This window comes from Brevundimonas sp. MEB006b, from assembly GCF_030209705.1.
Taxonomy (GTDB): Bacteria; Pseudomonadota; Alphaproteobacteria; order Caulobacterales; family Caulobacteraceae; genus Brevundimonas.
The window spans coordinates 119,966-134,853 of sequence record NZ_JARVRL010000009.1; the positions used below are offsets into that span (position 1 = coordinate 119,966).

Here is a 14,888-nt window from a genome sequence, read left to right on the forward strand (position 1 = left end):
AAATCGTCACAGCGGATCACGTTCCGATTCCGGCCGCATAAAGCCACGCTTCATTGACCGACGACAGCTACGAAAACGCCGCACCTCCGATCGTTCCGGGAGGCGGCGGCTCCGACATTTCCACGATCACGATCGAGGACGAACTGAAGCGTTCGTACCTCGACTACGCCATGAGCGTGATCGTCTCGCGCGCGCTTCCTGACGCCCGGGACGGGCTGAAGCCGGTTCATCGTCGTATCCTGTATTCGATGCACGACCTGAACATGACGCCCGAGCGCAGCTATTCGAAATGCGCCCGCGTGGTCGGTGACGTGCTGGGCCGGTTCCACCCCCACGGCGACGCCTCGGTCTATATGGCCCTGGTGCGGATGGCGCAGCCGTTCTCGATGGGGCTGATGCTGGTCGACGGCCAGGGCAACTTCGGGTCCGTCGACGGCGATATGCCCGCCTCGATGCGTTACACCGAAGCCCGGATGGCCCCGGCCGCCGTCGCCCTGATGGCCGACATCGACAAGGACACGGTCGATTTCCAGCCGAATTACGACGAAAAGGAGCTGGAGCCGGTCGTCCTGCCGAGCCGGATCCCGAACCTGCTGGTCAACGGCGCGGGCGGCATCGCCGTCGGCATGGCGACCAACATTCCGCCGCACAATCTGGGCGAGGTCGTCGATGCGGCCCTGGCCCTGCTGGATGATCCCAACGTCTCCGACGACGCCCTGCTGGACATCGTGCCCGGTCCGGACTTCCCGACCGGCGGCGAGATCATGGGCCGCACAGCCCCGCGCAACGCCCTGCGCGACGGTCGCGGCTCGGTCGTCGTGCGCGGCCGCGCCTCGGTGGAGGAGATCCGCAAGGACCGCGAGGCCATCGTCGTCACCGAACTGCCCTATCAGGTCAACAAGCAGACCCTGATCGAACGCATCGCCGAAATGGTGCGCGAGAAGCGGCTGGAAGGTATTTCCGACGTTCGCGACGAATCCGACCGCCAAGGCATGCGGATCGTCATCGAGCTGAAGCGCGACGCGTCCGGCGACGTGATCCTGAACCAGCTGTGGCGCTATACCGCGATGCAGAGCTCGTTCGGCGTCAACATGCTGGCGCTGAACCACGGCCGGCCCGAGCAGATGGGCCTGCGCCAACTGCTGCAGATCTTCCTCGACTTCCGCGAGGAGGTCGTGGTTCGCCGCGTCAAGTTCGAGCTGAACAAGGCCCGTGATCGCGGCCACGTCCTGGTCGGTCTGGCCGTCGCCGTCGCCAATATCGACGAGGTGATCCACATCATCCGCTCCTCGGCCGATCCAACCGAGGCGCGCGAGCGTCTGCAGGCCAAGGCCTGGCCCGTCGGCGACATGATGGCCTTGGTCGAGCTGATCGCCGATCCGCGCACCGTCATCGTCGAGGGCGACAAGATCCGCCTGACCGACGAACAGGCCCGCGCCATCCTGGCCCTGACCCTGTCGCGTCTGACCGGCCTGGGCCGCGACGACATCTTCGGCGAGGCGCACGGCCTGGCCGACACTATCCAGGGCCATCTGACCATCCTGTCTGACCGCAAGAACGTCCTGGCCATCATCCGCGACGACCTGATCGACGTTAAGGATCGGTTCGCCGTGCCGCGCCGCACCCTGATCGGGGAAGGCGATGGCGAGATGGAGGACGAGGACCTGATCCCGCGCGAGGACATGGTCGTCACCGTCACCCACGGCGGCTACGTCAAGCGCGTGGCCCTGAACGCCTATCGGACCCAGCATCGCGGCGGCAAGGGCCGCAGCGGCATGTCGATGAAGGACGAGGACGCCATTACCGGCGTGTTCAGCGCCTCGACCCACACCCCGGTCCTGTTCTTCGCCACCAACGGCAAGGCCTACAAGCTGAAGACCTGGCGTCTGCCGCTGGGCAATCCGCAATCGCGGGGCAAGGCCTTCGTCAATCTGCTGCCCATCGAGCCGGGCGACAGCATCATGAACGTCCTGCCTCTGCCCGAGGACGAGACGACCTGGGGCGACTACGACATCATGTTCGCCACCTCGAGCGGCGACGTGCGGCGCAACAAGCTGTCGGACTTCGCCACGGTCAACCGCGCCGGCAAGATCGCCATGAAGCTGGAAGGCGCTGACCGCATGGTCGGCGTCGGCCTGTGCACGGCCGACGACGACGTGCTGCTGACCACGGCGCTGGGCCGCGCGATCCGGTTCAAGGCCGACGACGTGCGCGTGTTCAAGGGCCGGGATTCGACCGGCGTCCGGGGCGTGCGCCTGCAGGACGGCGACGAAGTCATCTCCATGGCCATCCTGGGGCGTGTGGACGCGACGCCGGAAGAACGCGCCACCTACGTCAAACACGCCAACGCCATGCGCAAGGCCCTGGCCGGCGCGGATGCGGAAGAGGATGCCGCAGCTCCGGTCGAGGCTGAACACGAGGTCGCGGATGCGGCTCTGACCGTGGAGCGGATCGCCGAACTGGGCGCCGCCGAACAATTCATCCTGACGGTCACCGAGACCGGCTTCGGCAAGCGATCCTCGGCCTACGAGTATCGCCGCACCGGTCGCGGCGGTCAGGGCCTGACGGCCCACGGCCTGGGCGGTCGCGCCGGCACGCGTCTGGCGGCGGCCTTCCCGGTCGAGGAGACGGACGATCTGCTGCTGGTCACCTCGGGCGGCCAGATGATCCGCACGCGCATCGACCAGGTCCGCATCGTCGGCCGCTCCAGCCAGGGCGTCACCATCTTCCGCACCGGCAAGGATGAAAAGGTCGTCTCGGTTGAACGTCTGCCGGAAAGCGGCGGCGCGAATGATGCCGATGTCGGCGGAGAAGACGGCGGCGAGGCCTGATCCGCCTCCGCGCAGCAGAGCAGGGAAGGGTCGTTTGAGCGCGACGATTCTGATCGACGGCCTTCCCGCCACGCCTGACGACCTGGCGCACCAGGCGTTGGTCAACTACGGCGCCTACACCTCCTTCCGCGTCGAGGATGGCGCCGCGCGCGGCCTCGACCTCCACCTCGCGCGTCTGGACCGGGCCGCCGTCGAACTGTTCGGCGAAAGCCTCGGCGAGGCGGAGTTTCGGCGTCTGATGGCGCTGGCCGTCGCCGGTCGTGACGCCTGCTGGCTGCGTGTCAGCCTGTACTCGCCCGACATCGGTCATCGCGGCCCGGCCTTCGTCGGCCGACCGAAGGTGATGACCAGTGTCTCCCCTGCGCCGCCGCCGCTGGCGAACCGGGTGCGGATTACCGCCATGCCCTACGCGCGCGAGGCGCCGCATCTGAAGCATCTCGCCACCTTCGGCCTGATTCGCGCGCGCCGCGCCGCGCGTGCCGCCGGGTTTGACGACGCCCTGTTTGTGGATGGTGAAGGGCGGGTGTCAGAGGGCACGCTGTGGAACGTTGGCTTCGTTCAAGGCGACCGGATCATCTGGCCCCAGGCCCCGATGCTGGCGGGCGTGACCCAGGCCTTGATCGCGCGCGGGCTGCCCCAGGTCGGGCTGACCAGTGAAACGCGACCAATTCGTCTCGACGAGGTCGGCGCCTTCGACGGCGCCTTCCTGTGCAACAGCGCCACGCCCGTCTGTCCGATCACCGTCATCGACGATGTCGCCTTCGCCAATGACCCGGCCCTGCTCGCCAAGGTCGAAGCGGCTTGGAGCGTCCAGGCAGCCCAGCCCATCTTGGATCATGACGATGACGAAGGCGTCAGCCGGCTAGGCCGCTGATTTCGCACCTGCTAAACGACGCTGACGCCACGCGACAGGCCGGGGAGACACGCATGCGCATCGGACTTTATCCGGGCACCTTCGACCCGGTGACGAACGGGCATACCGACATCATCAAGCGCGCGCTGAAGCTGGTGGACCGGCTGGTCATCGGCGTGGCCCAGAACGACGACAAGGGCCCTCTGTTCTCCACCGCCGAGCGGGTCGAGATGCTGAAGGCCGAGATGGCGCCCCTCGGCGGCGACATCGTGGTCCAGCCGTTCTCGACCCTGCTGATGCATTTCGCCGAAGAGCTGGACGCCAGCGTCATCATCCGGGGTCTGCGCGCCGTCGCCGACTTTGAATACGAGTTCCAGATGACGGCCATGAACCAGCGCCTCAATCAGGACATCGAGACCGTATTCCTGATGGCCGATCCGCGCCATCAGGCGATCGCCTCGCGCCTCGTCAAGGAGATCGCTCGACTGGATGGCGCGATCGACAGTTTCGTCAGCCCCGCCATCGCCGAGCGCGTGCGGGCCAAGGTCAAGAACGGTTAGGGTAGACAAGACCATGCGTAAGGCCATCATCGCAGCGACCGTCGCCGCCCTTCTTGCAGCCGGCGCGGCCCAGGCCCCGGCTGTGGCGCAAACGGCGCCGGCGGCGTCCGACTGGCGGACCATTGCGCCGGAAAACCTGCTGGTTATCGATACGTCGAAGGGCCGGGTGCTGGTCGAACTGATCCCCGTCGCCGCGCCCAACCATGCGGAACGCATCCGCACCCTGGCCAACCAAGGCTTCTACGATGGTCTGAAGTTCCATCGCGTCATCCCTGATTTCATGGCGCAAACTGGCGATCCGAAGGGCACGGGCGAAGGCGGCAGCGAGTTGCCAGACCTGAAGGCCGAGTTCAGTTTCCGTCGTGGACGCGACGCCGGCTTCGTCGCGGTGCCCAGCGTCGGCGCGGGCGTGCGCGGTCTGGTCGGCGATCTGCCGGTCCAGACCCAACCCGACGCCCAAATGATGATCACCGCCGACTTCAAGGTCGACGCCCACGGCCTGTTCTGTCCCGGCGTGCTGGGCATGGCCCGCTCGGGTTCGCCGGATAGCGCCAACAGCCAATTCTTCCTGATGATGGGTGCGCGCGAACAGCTGGACGGCATCTACACCGCCTTCGGCCGCGTGGTGTCCGGCCTGGACGTGGTCGGCAAGCTGAAGAAGGGTTCGGACGCCGAGGACGGCAAGGTGATCGATCCCGACACCATGACCCGCGTCCGCATGGCCTCGGCCCTGCCCGAAGCTGAGCGTCCGACGGTGCGCGTGCTGAACGCCGACAGCGCCGCCTTCGCAGAACGGATCGCCACGGCGCGCGCCGCGCGCGGCGCGGCCTTCAGCGTCTGCGATGTTCAGCCGGTCGCCGAAGTGACAGGCGGCTGAGGCTTTCGCAAACGGGGGAGGGGACGATGACGATACGAACGATGGCGATGGCGGCGGCCGTGCTGGCTGCGACGGCGGGCGCCGCCCTGGCGCAAGACGCGACCGCCGTTCCCGCGCCTCCGCCGCCGCCCGGCGAATGGCGCACGATCGCGCCCGAGAACCTGCTGGTCATCGACACCAACAAGGGGCGAGTTCTGGTCGAACTGGCGCCCGAGATTGCGCCCGCCCATGTCGAGCGCATCAAGTTGCTGGCGTCGCGCGGATTCTTCGACAACCTGGTCTGGCACCGGGTGATCGACTGGTTCATGGCCCAGACCGGCGATCCGCTGGGCACGGGCGAGGGGCAGAGCTGGTATCCCGACCTGAAGGCCGAGTTCACCTTCCGCCGTGGCGCGGACATGGCCTTCACTCCGGTGGCGGCCCCGGTCGGCGCCTTGGTCGGTTTCGTCGATTCCATCCCGGTCCAGACCCAGCCCGACGCTTTGATGTCCGGCACCAGCGACAAGAAGGTGCACGGTTGGGCGCTCTATTGCCCGGGCGTCGCGGGCATGGCGCGTGACGAGGGCAATGACACCGCCAACAGCCAGTTCTTTCTGATGCGTCAGGCCTATCCCGCGCTGGACAAGCGCTACACCGTCTGGGGCCGGGTCGTGTCCGGTCTGGACGTCGTGCGATCGCTGAAGGCCAGCGACACGCCGGATGGTCTGGTCCAGGGACCGGATCAGATGACCCGCGTTCGCGTGGCGTCGGATCTGCCCGCGGCCGAACGTCCGACGGCGGCCGTGCTCAACACCAACTCCGCCACCTTCCAGACCCTGGCGCAGCAGGCGCGTCAGGCGCGTGGCGCGGATTTCTCGGTCTGCGACATCGAACTGCCGGTGCGCGTCACGCCGGCGGCCTGATCAGGCGGCGGGGGCCGGCCGCCCCCGTCCGCGCCGACGACGCCGTCCCCTCGGCGGCTTCTTGTCTTCGCGCATCCGTTGCAGCAGCAGGCCTTCGCGCAGGCCGCGATCCGCGACCCGCACCCGCTCCGACGGCCAGGCGCGTTGCACGGCCTCCAGGATGGCCGCGCCCGCCAAAACGAGGTCCGCCCGATCGGGACCGATGCAGGCCTCGCGCGCCCGGCCGTCCGGGCCCAGCGCCTTCAGGCGATCCGCCGCCGCCTCGCAGTCGGCGCGCGTCATCCACAAGCCATCGACCCGGTCTCGATTGTACCGCGGCAGATTCAGATGAATGCCGGCCAGGCTAGTGATCGCGCCCGATGTGCCGACCAGATGCGCCCGGTTCTGCCGAAACAGGTCCAGCATCGGTTCGTCGACGATCCCGCCCGCTGCAATAGCCGCGCCCATGTCGGCGACCATCGCCTCGTACCAGTCCTCGCCGGAGTTCGGGGGCTCGGGATGCCGCTCGGCCAAGGTCACGACCCCCACCGGCGCCGACATCCAGGCGGTGGTCGTCCAGTCGGTCCCGCTGCGCTTCAGCCACGACATCTCGGTCGAGCCGCCGCCGACATCGATGACCAGCACCGCCTCTGCCTTGGGGTCGATCAGGTTCAGGCATCCCTCGACCGCCAGCCGCGCCTCTTCGGCGGGATCGATGATCCGCAGGCGCAGGCCCGTGCCCTTGCGCACCCGGTCGATGAAGTCGGCGCCGTTCTCGGCCGCGCGGCAGGCCTGGGTGGCGACGGCGCTCAGTCGCGCCGAATCGACGCCCTTGCGCACGATCCGCTCGGCGCACAGGGCCAGGGCGTCATACGCCCGGTCCATGGCGCGCGGGTCTAACAGGCCCGTCCGCGACAGCCCTTCGCCCAGCCGCACGATGCGGCTGAAGCTGTCAACCACGCGAAAGCCTTCGCGTGACGGCCGCGCGATCAGTAGCCGACAATTGTTGGTCCCCAGATCGAGCGCGCCATACAGCGGCGCATCTCGACCCGACGCATCCCGCGAACGGGAAGGCTGGGACCGCTCGTCGCGCCGTCGAGGCGCGCCGTGGGTCTCCGGCATGGGCCGTCATCCGTTGTGGGCGGTCCAAAGCGGCGCCCGTCCTGATCAGCCTAACCCGCCAAGATCGTCAGCGCCAAGCCATTCTGTCAGGAAGATGAACAGACCGGCAGGCATTGGGGTCATGCGCTGAATCGTATGAAGTGCGATGACCCGCATTCAGACCGCACGTTTCGCCATCGGCCAGATCGTCCGCCACCGCGACGACGCCTTTCGTGGCGTCGTGATGGATGTCGATCACGCCTATGAGGGACCGGCTGGTGAAAGCGGCCTAGTCAGGCCGGACCAGCCCTTCTACCGCGTCTTCGCCTTGGGCGAGGACGGCGGCTTTGTCGCCTACGCCGCCGAAGGCGCTTTGGAAGACGGCGATTCCGTGCTGCTGCCCGACGACGCCGAGCGGTGGTTCACCACCGACGGCATGGGCCACCACGCACCGCTGGATGAACGTCTGCACTGACGGTTGGAAGCCATGGCGGCTCCGGGCTAGGATGGCGGCAAAAGAGGAATACGCCATGTCCGACTTCGAACACGTCTTCGAAAAGCCGCCCGAGGGCGCGGCCGCCGACTGGACCATTCCCCAGAACTGGGCCGCCTATACCGAGGTCGAGCACCAGACTTGGGACACGCTTTACGCCCGGCAGATGAAGATTCTGCCCGGTCGCGCCTGCGACGCCTTCATGCGGGGACTGGACGCGCTCGATCTGAATGCCGGCGGCATTCCCGACTTCGACGTGATCAATCCGAAGCTTCAGGCCCTGACCGGCTGGACGGTCGTCTGCGTGCCGGGCCTGGTCCCGGACGAGGTCTTCTTCGACCATCTGGCCAATCGCCGCTTCGTCTCGGGTCAGTTTATCCGCAAGCCGGATCAGCTGGACTACCTTCAAGAGCCCGACGTCTTCCACGACGTCTTCGGCCACGTGCCGATGCTGACCGACCCCGATTTCGCCGCCTACATGGAGGCCTATGGCAAGGGCGGCCAGCGGGCGGCCGGCCTGGGCATGCTGCCGAACCTGGCGCGCCTGTACTGGTACACGGTCGAGTTTGGTCTGATGAAGGAGGCGGGCGGCCTTCGCATCTATGGCGCCGGCATTGTCTCCTCGGCGACCGAGAGCGTCTTTGCTCTGGACGATCCGTCGCCCAACCGCCTGGGTTTCGACCTGGAGCGGGTGATGCGGACACTGTACCGGATCGACGACTTCCAGCAGGTCTATTTCGTCATCGATAGCCTGGAAGCTCTGAAGGACGAGACGCTCAAGGACTTCGGCCCGGTCTATGCGGCGCTGAAAGGCAAGGACGACCTCGCCATCGAAACTGTCCTGCCCACCGATCAGGTCTTCACACGCGGCACGCAGGCCTACGCCCAGCGCGGCGGGCGCTTCGCGGCCTGATCTCCGTCAGGTGTGCGTAATCAGACTGTTGTGCTTCGTATCGCGCATGCGGATGAAGGTGAACAGCGACAGTCCGATCATGCCGGTGACGTACCAGAAGAAGACGCTCTCGACCCCCGCGCCCTTCAGCCACAGCGCCACATATTCCGCCGTGCCCCCGAACACCGCATTGGCGATGGCGTAGGGCAGAGCAACGCCGAGGGCGCGGATGTGGGCGGGGAACAGCTCGGCCTTCACCACGGCGTTGATCGCGGTGTAGCCCGACACGATCACCAGCCCAGCCAGCGCCAAGAGGAAGGCGACGAAAGGGCTCTCGACAGTCGATAGGGTCGTCATAATTGGTACGGTGCACAACACCCCCAGCACGCCGAAAGCGATCATCACGGGACGCCGTCCCACCCTGTCCGAAAGCGCGCCGACCGCCGGCTGAAGCAGCATGAAGACAAACAGGGCCGCCGCGCTGATCTCGGTCGCCGTGTTCTTGGAAAACCCGCTCGTGTTGACCAGAAACTTCTGGAGGTAGGTCGTGTAGGTGTAGAAGGCCAAGGTGCCGCCGGCCGTCAGGCCCAGCACCATCAAGGCCTCTTTCGGGTGTTTCAGGATCAACTGCACGGCGCTGGATTTCGGGGCGTCTTTGGCCTCGGTCGCCTTATGCGTCTCGTCCAGCCGGCGACGCAGCCAGAAAACGACAACCGCCAAGCCCGCGCCGACGAAGAAGGGAATGCGCCAGCCCCACGAGGCCAGCGCCGTCTCGCTCAGCGTATTTTGCAGCACGATCAACAGCAGCAGGGCGATCAACTGGCCCGAGATCAGGGTGACGTACTGGAAGCTGGACCAGAAGCCGCGGCGATGCGGCTCGGCCATTTCGGACAGATAGGTGGCGCTGGATCCGTATTCTCCGCCGACGCTCAGCCCCTGCAACAGCCGCGCGAACAGCAGCAGCGCCGGCGCCGCCAGGCCGATGGAAGCATAGCCGGGCGTCACGCCGATTATCAGTGAACCCGTGCACATCAGGGTCACCGAAAGGGTCAGCCCCGCCTTGCGACCCTTTCGGTCGGCATAGACCCCCATGATCCATGCCCCGATAGGCCGCATCAAAAAGCCCACCGCAAAGACGGCGGCGGCGCTCAGCAGTTGCGCCGTCGGGTCTTCGCTGGGGAAGAAGACCGGCGCGAAATACAGGGTGAAGGCCGCATAGGCGTACCAGTCGAACCACTCCACCAGATTGCCGGCCGATCCGCCGACGATATTTCTCAATCGGCGGGCGGGGCTCATGGGCGCTGTGGTCGTCATGGCCGTATCAGCCTCTCTGGAAGGGGTAGAAGTCGGTTCCGAGGTTCAGGATCGTCGTCAGTTCGTCCAGCGCGTTGCGGCTTTCGACCAGCAAGTGGGGGTCGGCGAGATCGGCGGGGCGCAGTTCGTCGCGGTACCAGCGCCCGGCCCAGTCCGACAGACGCGCATGCAGATCGTCGGTCAGGCGCATGGCCGGGTTGGTCGCCGCCAGTTCGGCCTCAGTCAGCACGACACGCAGGCGCAGGCACGCCGGTCCGCCGCCGTTGCGCATCGACTGGCGCACGTCGACGTACTGCACACGGCCGATGGGGCCGTTGGACGCGGCCAGCGCTTGCGCTATTGCATGGCTGCGCGGGTTGTCGCGGGTCTCGGTCGGACAGATTAGCGTCAGGCGATCCTCGCCCGGAACCTGGATCAGCATGGAGTTGAACAGATAGCTCGAGATCGCATCGGCCAGCGGCAGGTCAGCGGACGAGACCTCGACGAAGATCGGTTCGAACAGACCATCGGCCGCGCGGCGGATGGCGGCCTGGGTTGCGGCCGTGTCCTCGAACGCCAACTCGTGGAAGAATAGGGTGTCCAGCGCCCCGACGCAGACGACGTCGTTGTGGAAGGTGCCGCCCGCGATGGCGGCGCGGGATTGCTGGGCCAGGACCGGCCGTCCGGCTTCGTGGCGGCGGACGATGGTTTCCGACGCTTCGCGCGTCTGGCGGGTGGGGAAGGGGCCGTCCCAAGGCTCGAACGCCTCGCGACCCCAGACCAGCAGATTGACGCCGCGACCGCCATGCTCGGCGCACAGGCGAACGTGGTTCGCGGCGCCTTCGTCGGCCAGATGCGCGACCGCAGGCAGGGCGTCATGGACGGCGAACCGGCTGGCGTCGGGAAACAGGGCGTCCAGCGCGCGCTTGGTCTGCCGGTGCTCCAGGCTGCGGTGCAGATTGGTGTGCAGATTGGCCGGCGTGAAATGCACCCGGCCGTCGGCGGCGTCGGCGCTGGGCGTCACGGTCGCGGCGTTGGCGGCCCACATGGGCGAGGCCGAACAGGCAGCGGCGGCGAAAGAAGGCGCATTCTTCCACGCCCGCTCCAGCACCTGGGCGTCCGATCCGGCGAAACCTAGGGTCCGCAGGAAGGGAATATTCGGCCGCTCATGCGGCGGCAGGACGAACTGGGGCAGGCCGAGGTCCGCCAGGGTCTTCATCTTGTCGAGGCCCTGAAGCACCGCCGCGCGCGGGTTCGACGCCTCGCCCTTGTTCAGGCTGGAGGCCAGATTGCCCGGAGACAGACCGGCGTAGGAATGGGTCGGCCCGATCAGACCGTCGGCGTTGGCCTCGACAGCCCTGATCATCGCAATCCCTTGATCTCGCCTTCGATGTTGGCGACGGCGTCGGCCTCGAAACTGGCGACCGGATAGGCGCAATAGTCGGCGGCGTAATAGGCGCTGGGGCGGTGGTTGCCGCTGGCCCCCAGGCCGCCAAACGGCATGTCGCCGGCGGCGCCGGTGGTCGGGCGGTTGAAGTTGACCACGCCGGCGCGGATGCGGCGGATGAAGTGGTCCCAGTTCTTCGGATCATCGCTGACCAGACCGGCGGACAGGCCGTAGCGGGTCGCATTCGCCGCCTGAATCGCCGCGTCGAACGAGGCGACGCGCGTCACCGACAGGAAGGGGGCGAACATCTCCTCGTCCGGCACATCGACCCCCGTCACGTCGATGATGGCCGGTTTGACGAAGGCGCCGGGCAGATTGGCGACCGGCCCCGAGACGCGGATCACCTTGGCACCCATGTCGATCCGGTCCTGCAAAGCCTTCAGCGCCGCCTCGGCAGCACGCGCAGAGATCAGCGGTCCGGCATACGGTTCGGGATCGCTATCCCACGGGCCGAATATCAGCCGGTCGGACAGGGCGGCGATGGCTTCGATGATCGCATCGCCTTGCGGTCCTTCCGGCACGATCAGGCGGCGCGCGCACGAGCAGCGCTGGCCGGTGGTGATGAAGGCGGACTGCACCGCGATGCCCGCGACGGCTTCGGCGTCGGCTGCGTCCCACACGACCAGCGGGTTATTGCCGCCCAGTTCCAGCGCCAGGATGACGTGGGGATCGTCGGCGAACTTCCTGCGGAAATGCGCGCCCGCCGCACCCGAGCCGGTGAACATCAGGGCGTCGATGCCGGCGTCCAGCAGGGCCGCGCCCGTCTCGCGCCCGCCCTGGACCACATTGACCACGCCGGTCGGCAGATCGGCGGCGGCGAAAGCTTCGGCCATCACCTGACCGACCAGAGGCGTTTCCTCCGACGGCTTGAAGACGACCGTGTCGCCCGCCAGCAGGGCGGGGACAATATGGCCGTTCGGCAGATGGCCGGGGAAGTTGAACGGGCCAAGCACCGCTGCAACGCCGTGCGGCCGGTGCCGCAGGGTCGCGCGGCCGAACGCCGTGTCGCTGGTCCGTTCGCCGGTGCGCTCGTCATAGGCGCGGATCGAGATGTCCACCTTGCCGATCATGGCGGCGGCCTCGGTCTTGGTCTCCCACAGCGGCTTGCCGGTCTCGCGCGCGATGGCCTCGGCGATCTGGGGCGCGCGGTCTTTCAGGACGGCCTGATAGCGTTTGACGCCCTCGATCCGTTCGGCGCGCGGCGCATCGGCCCAGGCGGGGAAGGCGGTGCGGGCGGCGTCGACGGCGGCCTGGACCTGGGCCGGGTTGGCGGCCTCACCCTCCCAGTTGGTCGCTTCGGTGGCGGGATCGGTGGAGGTGAAACGGGTCATGACTTTACTCGCACAGTGTCTCCGCCGCGCACCTTGAGCACGGCGGCGGTTTCGGCATTCAGGCGAACGGCGTCGCCATCGATGTCGGCCTTGGCGCGGACGGCGCGGAAGGCGGCGACGCTGTCGGTCGAGATCAGGGCCGGCAACTCTGCCTCGACGCCCTCGACGATCTGAACCGTCAGGCGCCGGGCGTCGCGCACAGTTCGGATATTGTCGCGGCCGCAGGCGACGGTCGGACCGGCGTCGAAGATGTCGACCAGACCATTGGGCCGGAAGCCCTCGCTTTCCAGCAGCGCCATGGCCGGCACGCCTTGCGGATGGACTTTTCCGATCACCGCGCGGGCCGGTTCGGGCAGCAACTCGGTATAGATCGGGTGGCGCGGCGCCAGGTCCAGGATGAACTGCTTGTCCGTCGAGCCGGTCATCCGGTCGGCGTGGTCGAACTCCATCGGGAAGAACTTGTGCGCCACGTGGTCCCAGAACGGGCAGGCGCCGTCGGGCGTGAAGACCCCGCGCAACTCGGCCAGTACATTGTCGGCGAACAGCTCGGGCTGGGCGCCGATCAGCATATATCGCGACTGGCTGAGCAGACGGCCCGCGCCGCCCTTTCTCCGATCCGCCTTCAGGAACAGGGACCCGACCTCGGTCCAACCCGTGCATTCATTGACCAGAACCAGGGTCTGGTGATCCAGCTTCACCCCCAGCGAGGGCGACTGGACGGTGTTGTTGACGACGCGGAACGAGAAGAAGGGCCGCTTCAGCCCCACCGTCGCCTTGACCGAGCCGACGCCGTCGATGTCGCCCGTGTCGCCGTCCTCCAGCATCAGCGTGTACCAAGCCTCTTGCCAGGGCACGCGACCCTCGAAGCTCGCCTGGCTCAGCTCCAGCCGATCAGCCAGGGCGTCGGGGTCCTCAGGCAGGCTGGTGAAGCCGGGGCCGGACAGGATAGCTAGTTCCAGCAGATGATCGAGATCGGCGGGGCCGGCGGGACGGACGACAAGCATTCTACAGGGTTTCCATCCGCAGGGATTTCAGTTTGGCCGCATCGATTTCACCCGATGCGATCTTGCACAGGATCAGAGCGCTGAGCTGGGCGCGTTCGACGAAGCTGTCGGGCCAGGCGAACTCCTGATCCGAATGGATGTCTCCGCCGCGCACCCCCAGGGTGTCGATATTGGGCAGGCCGGCGGCATGCAGATTGTTGCCCTCGCACACTCCGCCCGACGGTTTCCAGGCGATGGGCTGGCCCAACAGGGCGCCCGCCTCTTTCACCGCTTCGAACAGGGCGGTCTGGGCGGCGTCCATCGGTTTGGGCGCACGGGTGAAGCCACCGTGCAAATCCAGCGTCAGGCCCTCGAACGGCGGCGTCGCGGCGATGGCCCGCACGGATGCGTCGATCCAGTCGGCGGCGGCCTTGTCCGGCACCCGGACGTTGAACCGCACCACGGCGTTGTCGGCGACGACGTTCAGCGCAGCCCCGCCCGAAATCTTGGCGACGTTGACGGTGACGCCCTCGTGCTGACCGTTCAGTCCGTGCAGGGCGGCGGCGATGATGGCGGCCCCGACCACAGCATTGCGGCCTTCGTCGAAGGCGCGGCCGGCGTGGGCGGCGCGACCCGTCACGATCAGATGATAGTTGCCGCTGCCCTTGCGCGCGCCGGCCAGTGTGCCGTCCGCCAGCGCCGGCTCGTAGGTCAGGCCGACATGGCCGCGCGCACCCAGTTCGGCCAGCAGCGGAGCGGACGCCGGCGAGCCGATTTCTTCGTCGGGGCTCAGCAGCACCGTCCACCCGACGCCGTGTTTGTCTGGATGGGTTTCGAACGCCTCCAGCGCGGCCAGAAGCACGCTGATCCCGCCCTTCATGTCGGCGACGCCCGGCCCGTTGAGGGCGCCGTCGGCCCGCGTGGTCACGGTCTGGAACCGGCTGTGGGCGGGGAAGACGGTGTCATAGTGGCCGGTCAGCACGACCTGGATCGGCGCATCCGGTCGGGCGGTGATCTTCAGCGCGTCGGCATGGGCCTCGGTCCGTACCGATCCGTCGTCGGCGACGGTGGTCGAGCCCTGTGTCGGGAGGCGTTCGACACGGGCGGGCAGGGCGCTCGCCGCCGCTTCCAGAACATCCAACACAGCATTCAGCCCGGCGGCGTTGCGGCTGCCGGAGTTGATGTTCGCCCAGTCGATGGTGCGGCCGATGATCGTCTCGCGTCGCGCGGCGACGTGGTCGAGGACGGCTTGGTCCGAGGTCAGAATCCGCATCGGCCGGACCCTAGACGCCTCGACCCCAAAGGTGAAGGTCGGGGCCTGTAAGTCGTCGCCGATCACCGCTAGG

At 67.4% G+C, this 14,888-nt stretch carries 13 protein-coding genes; 7 read left to right on the forward strand and 6 right to left on the reverse strand.

Going from position 1 to position 14,888, the window contains the following annotated elements; genetic code table 11:
* Positions 1–53 precede the first annotated feature (53 nt).
* The 5 genes from gyrA to QRN13_RS13595 are packed head-to-tail and all read left to right on the forward strand — an operon-like array spanning position 54 to position 6,023.
* Complete coding sequence (gyrA, locus tag QRN13_RS13575; protein WP_284878321.1) at positions 54–2,831, forward strand: DNA gyrase subunit A; 2,778 nt, start codon at positions 54–56, stop codon at positions 2,829–2,831.
* Positions 2,832–2,865: 34 nt separating this feature from the next.
* Positions 2,866–3,705, forward strand: coding sequence for an aminotransferase class IV (locus QRN13_RS13580; protein WP_284878322.1), 840 nt, complete (start codon positions 2,866–2,868; stop codon positions 3,703–3,705).
* 53 nt (positions 3,706–3,758) lie between these two features.
* Positions 3,759–4,244: a pantetheine-phosphate adenylyltransferase gene (gene coaD / locus QRN13_RS13585; protein ID WP_017504115.1), complete on the forward strand. Its 486-nt coding sequence runs from the start codon at positions 3,759–3,761 to the stop codon at positions 4,242–4,244.
* 13 nt (positions 4,245–4,257) lie between these two features.
* Positions 4,258–5,121 carry a peptidylprolyl isomerase gene (locus QRN13_RS13590; protein WP_284878323.1) on the forward strand — a complete coding sequence of 288 codons (864 nt, stop codon included), beginning with the start codon at positions 4,258–4,260 and terminating at the stop codon, positions 5,119–5,121.
* Positions 5,122–5,147: 26 nt separating this feature from the next.
* Positions 5,148–6,023, forward strand: coding sequence for a peptidylprolyl isomerase (locus QRN13_RS13595; protein WP_217431764.1), 876 nt, complete (start codon positions 5,148–5,150; stop codon positions 6,021–6,023).
* Here QRN13_RS13595 and QRN13_RS13600 read toward each other — a convergent pair whose 3' ends face one another.
* Positions 6,024–7,124 (reverse strand): Ppx/GppA phosphatase family protein, encoded by a 1,101-nt coding sequence (locus QRN13_RS13600; protein WP_199060321.1) that lies wholly within the window; start codon positions 7,122–7,124, stop codon positions 6,024–6,026.
* A 145-nt stretch (positions 7,125–7,269) separates the two neighbouring features.
* On the opposite strand from QRN13_RS13600, the gene hspQ reads away from it, so the two are divergent.
* Positions 7,270–7,578: a heat shock protein HspQ gene (gene hspQ / locus QRN13_RS13605; protein ID WP_017504111.1), complete on the forward strand. Its 309-nt coding sequence runs from the start codon at positions 7,270–7,272 to the stop codon at positions 7,576–7,578.
* A gap of 55 nt (positions 7,579–7,633) precedes the next feature.
* Complete coding sequence (gene phhA, locus QRN13_RS13610) at positions 7,634–8,509, forward strand: phenylalanine 4-monooxygenase (RefSeq protein ID WP_284878324.1); 876 nt, start codon at positions 7,634–7,636, stop codon at positions 8,507–8,509.
* 6 nt (positions 8,510–8,515) lie between these two features.
* Here the strand turns inward: phhA and QRN13_RS13615 are convergent, their stop codons facing one another.
* The 5 genes from QRN13_RS13615 to QRN13_RS13635 are packed head-to-tail and all read right to left on the reverse strand — an operon-like array spanning position 8,516 to position 14,815.
* On the reverse strand, positions 8,516–9,802 hold the full coding sequence (locus QRN13_RS13615; protein WP_284878325.1) for an MFS transporter: 1,287 nt from the start codon (positions 9,800–9,802) through the stop codon (positions 8,516–8,518).
* A gap of 7 nt (positions 9,803–9,809) precedes the next feature.
* Positions 9,810–11,147 carry an N-succinylarginine dihydrolase gene (gene astB / locus QRN13_RS13620; RefSeq protein ID WP_284878326.1) on the reverse strand — a complete coding sequence of 446 codons (1,338 nt, stop codon included), beginning with the start codon at positions 11,145–11,147 and terminating at the stop codon, positions 9,810–9,812.
* Positions 11,144–12,559, reverse strand: coding sequence for a succinylglutamate-semialdehyde dehydrogenase (astD, locus tag QRN13_RS13625; protein ID WP_284878327.1), 1,416 nt, complete (start codon positions 12,557–12,559; stop codon positions 11,144–11,146). The genes astB and astD overlap by 4 nt, the downstream gene beginning before the upstream one ends.
* The gene (locus QRN13_RS13630) at positions 12,556–13,563 is read right to left on the reverse strand and encodes an arginine N-succinyltransferase (protein WP_284878328.1); all 1,008 of its coding nucleotides are present in this window, start codon (positions 13,561–13,563) and stop codon (positions 12,556–12,558) included. Before QRN13_RS13630 ends, astD begins: the two co-directional genes overlap by 4 nt.
* A 1-nt stretch (position 13,564) precedes the next feature.
* Positions 13,565–14,815, reverse strand: coding sequence for a hydrolase (locus tag QRN13_RS13635; protein ID WP_284878329.1), 1,251 nt, complete (start codon positions 14,813–14,815; stop codon positions 13,565–13,567).
* Positions 14,816–14,888: the final 73 nt, after the last annotated feature.

Coding starts and splice junctions, on each gene's coding strand:
- QRN13_RS13590 (WP_284878323.1), top strand. CDS start 4,258: ATGCGTAAGGCCATCATCGCAGCGACCGTCGCCGCCCTTCTTGCAGCC.
- QRN13_RS13595 (WP_217431764.1), top strand. CDS start 5,148: ATGACGATACGAACGATGGCGATGGCGGCGGCCGTGCTGGCTGCGACG.
- phhA (WP_284878324.1), top strand. CDS start 7,634: ATGTCCGACTTCGAACACGTCTTCGAAAAGCCGCCCGAGGGCGCGGCC.
- QRN13_RS13635 (WP_284878329.1), bottom strand. CDS start 14,815: ATGCGGATTCTGACCTCGGACCAAGCCGTCCTCGACCACGTCGCCGCG.
- QRN13_RS13630 (WP_284878328.1), bottom strand. CDS start 13,563: ATGCTTGTCGTCCGTCCCGCCGGCCCCGCCGATCTCGATCATCTGCTG.
- hspQ (WP_017504111.1), top strand. CDS start 7,270: ATGACCCGCATTCAGACCGCACGTTTCGCCATCGGCCAGATCGTCCGC.
- QRN13_RS13615 (WP_284878325.1), bottom strand. CDS start 9,802: ATGACGACCACAGCGCCCATGAGCCCCGCCCGCCGATTGAGAAATATC.
- coaD (WP_017504115.1), top strand. CDS start 3,759: ATGCGCATCGGACTTTATCCGGGCACCTTCGACCCGGTGACGAACGGG.
- astD (WP_284878327.1), bottom strand. CDS start 12,559: ATGACCCGTTTCACCTCCACCGATCCCGCCACCGAAGCGACCAACTGG.
- QRN13_RS13600 (WP_199060321.1), bottom strand. CDS start 7,124: ATGCCGGAGACCCACGGCGCGCCTCGACGGCGCGACGAGCGGTCCCAG.
- astB (WP_284878326.1), bottom strand. CDS start 11,147: ATGATCAGGGCTGTCGAGGCCAACGCCGACGGTCTGATCGGGCCGACC.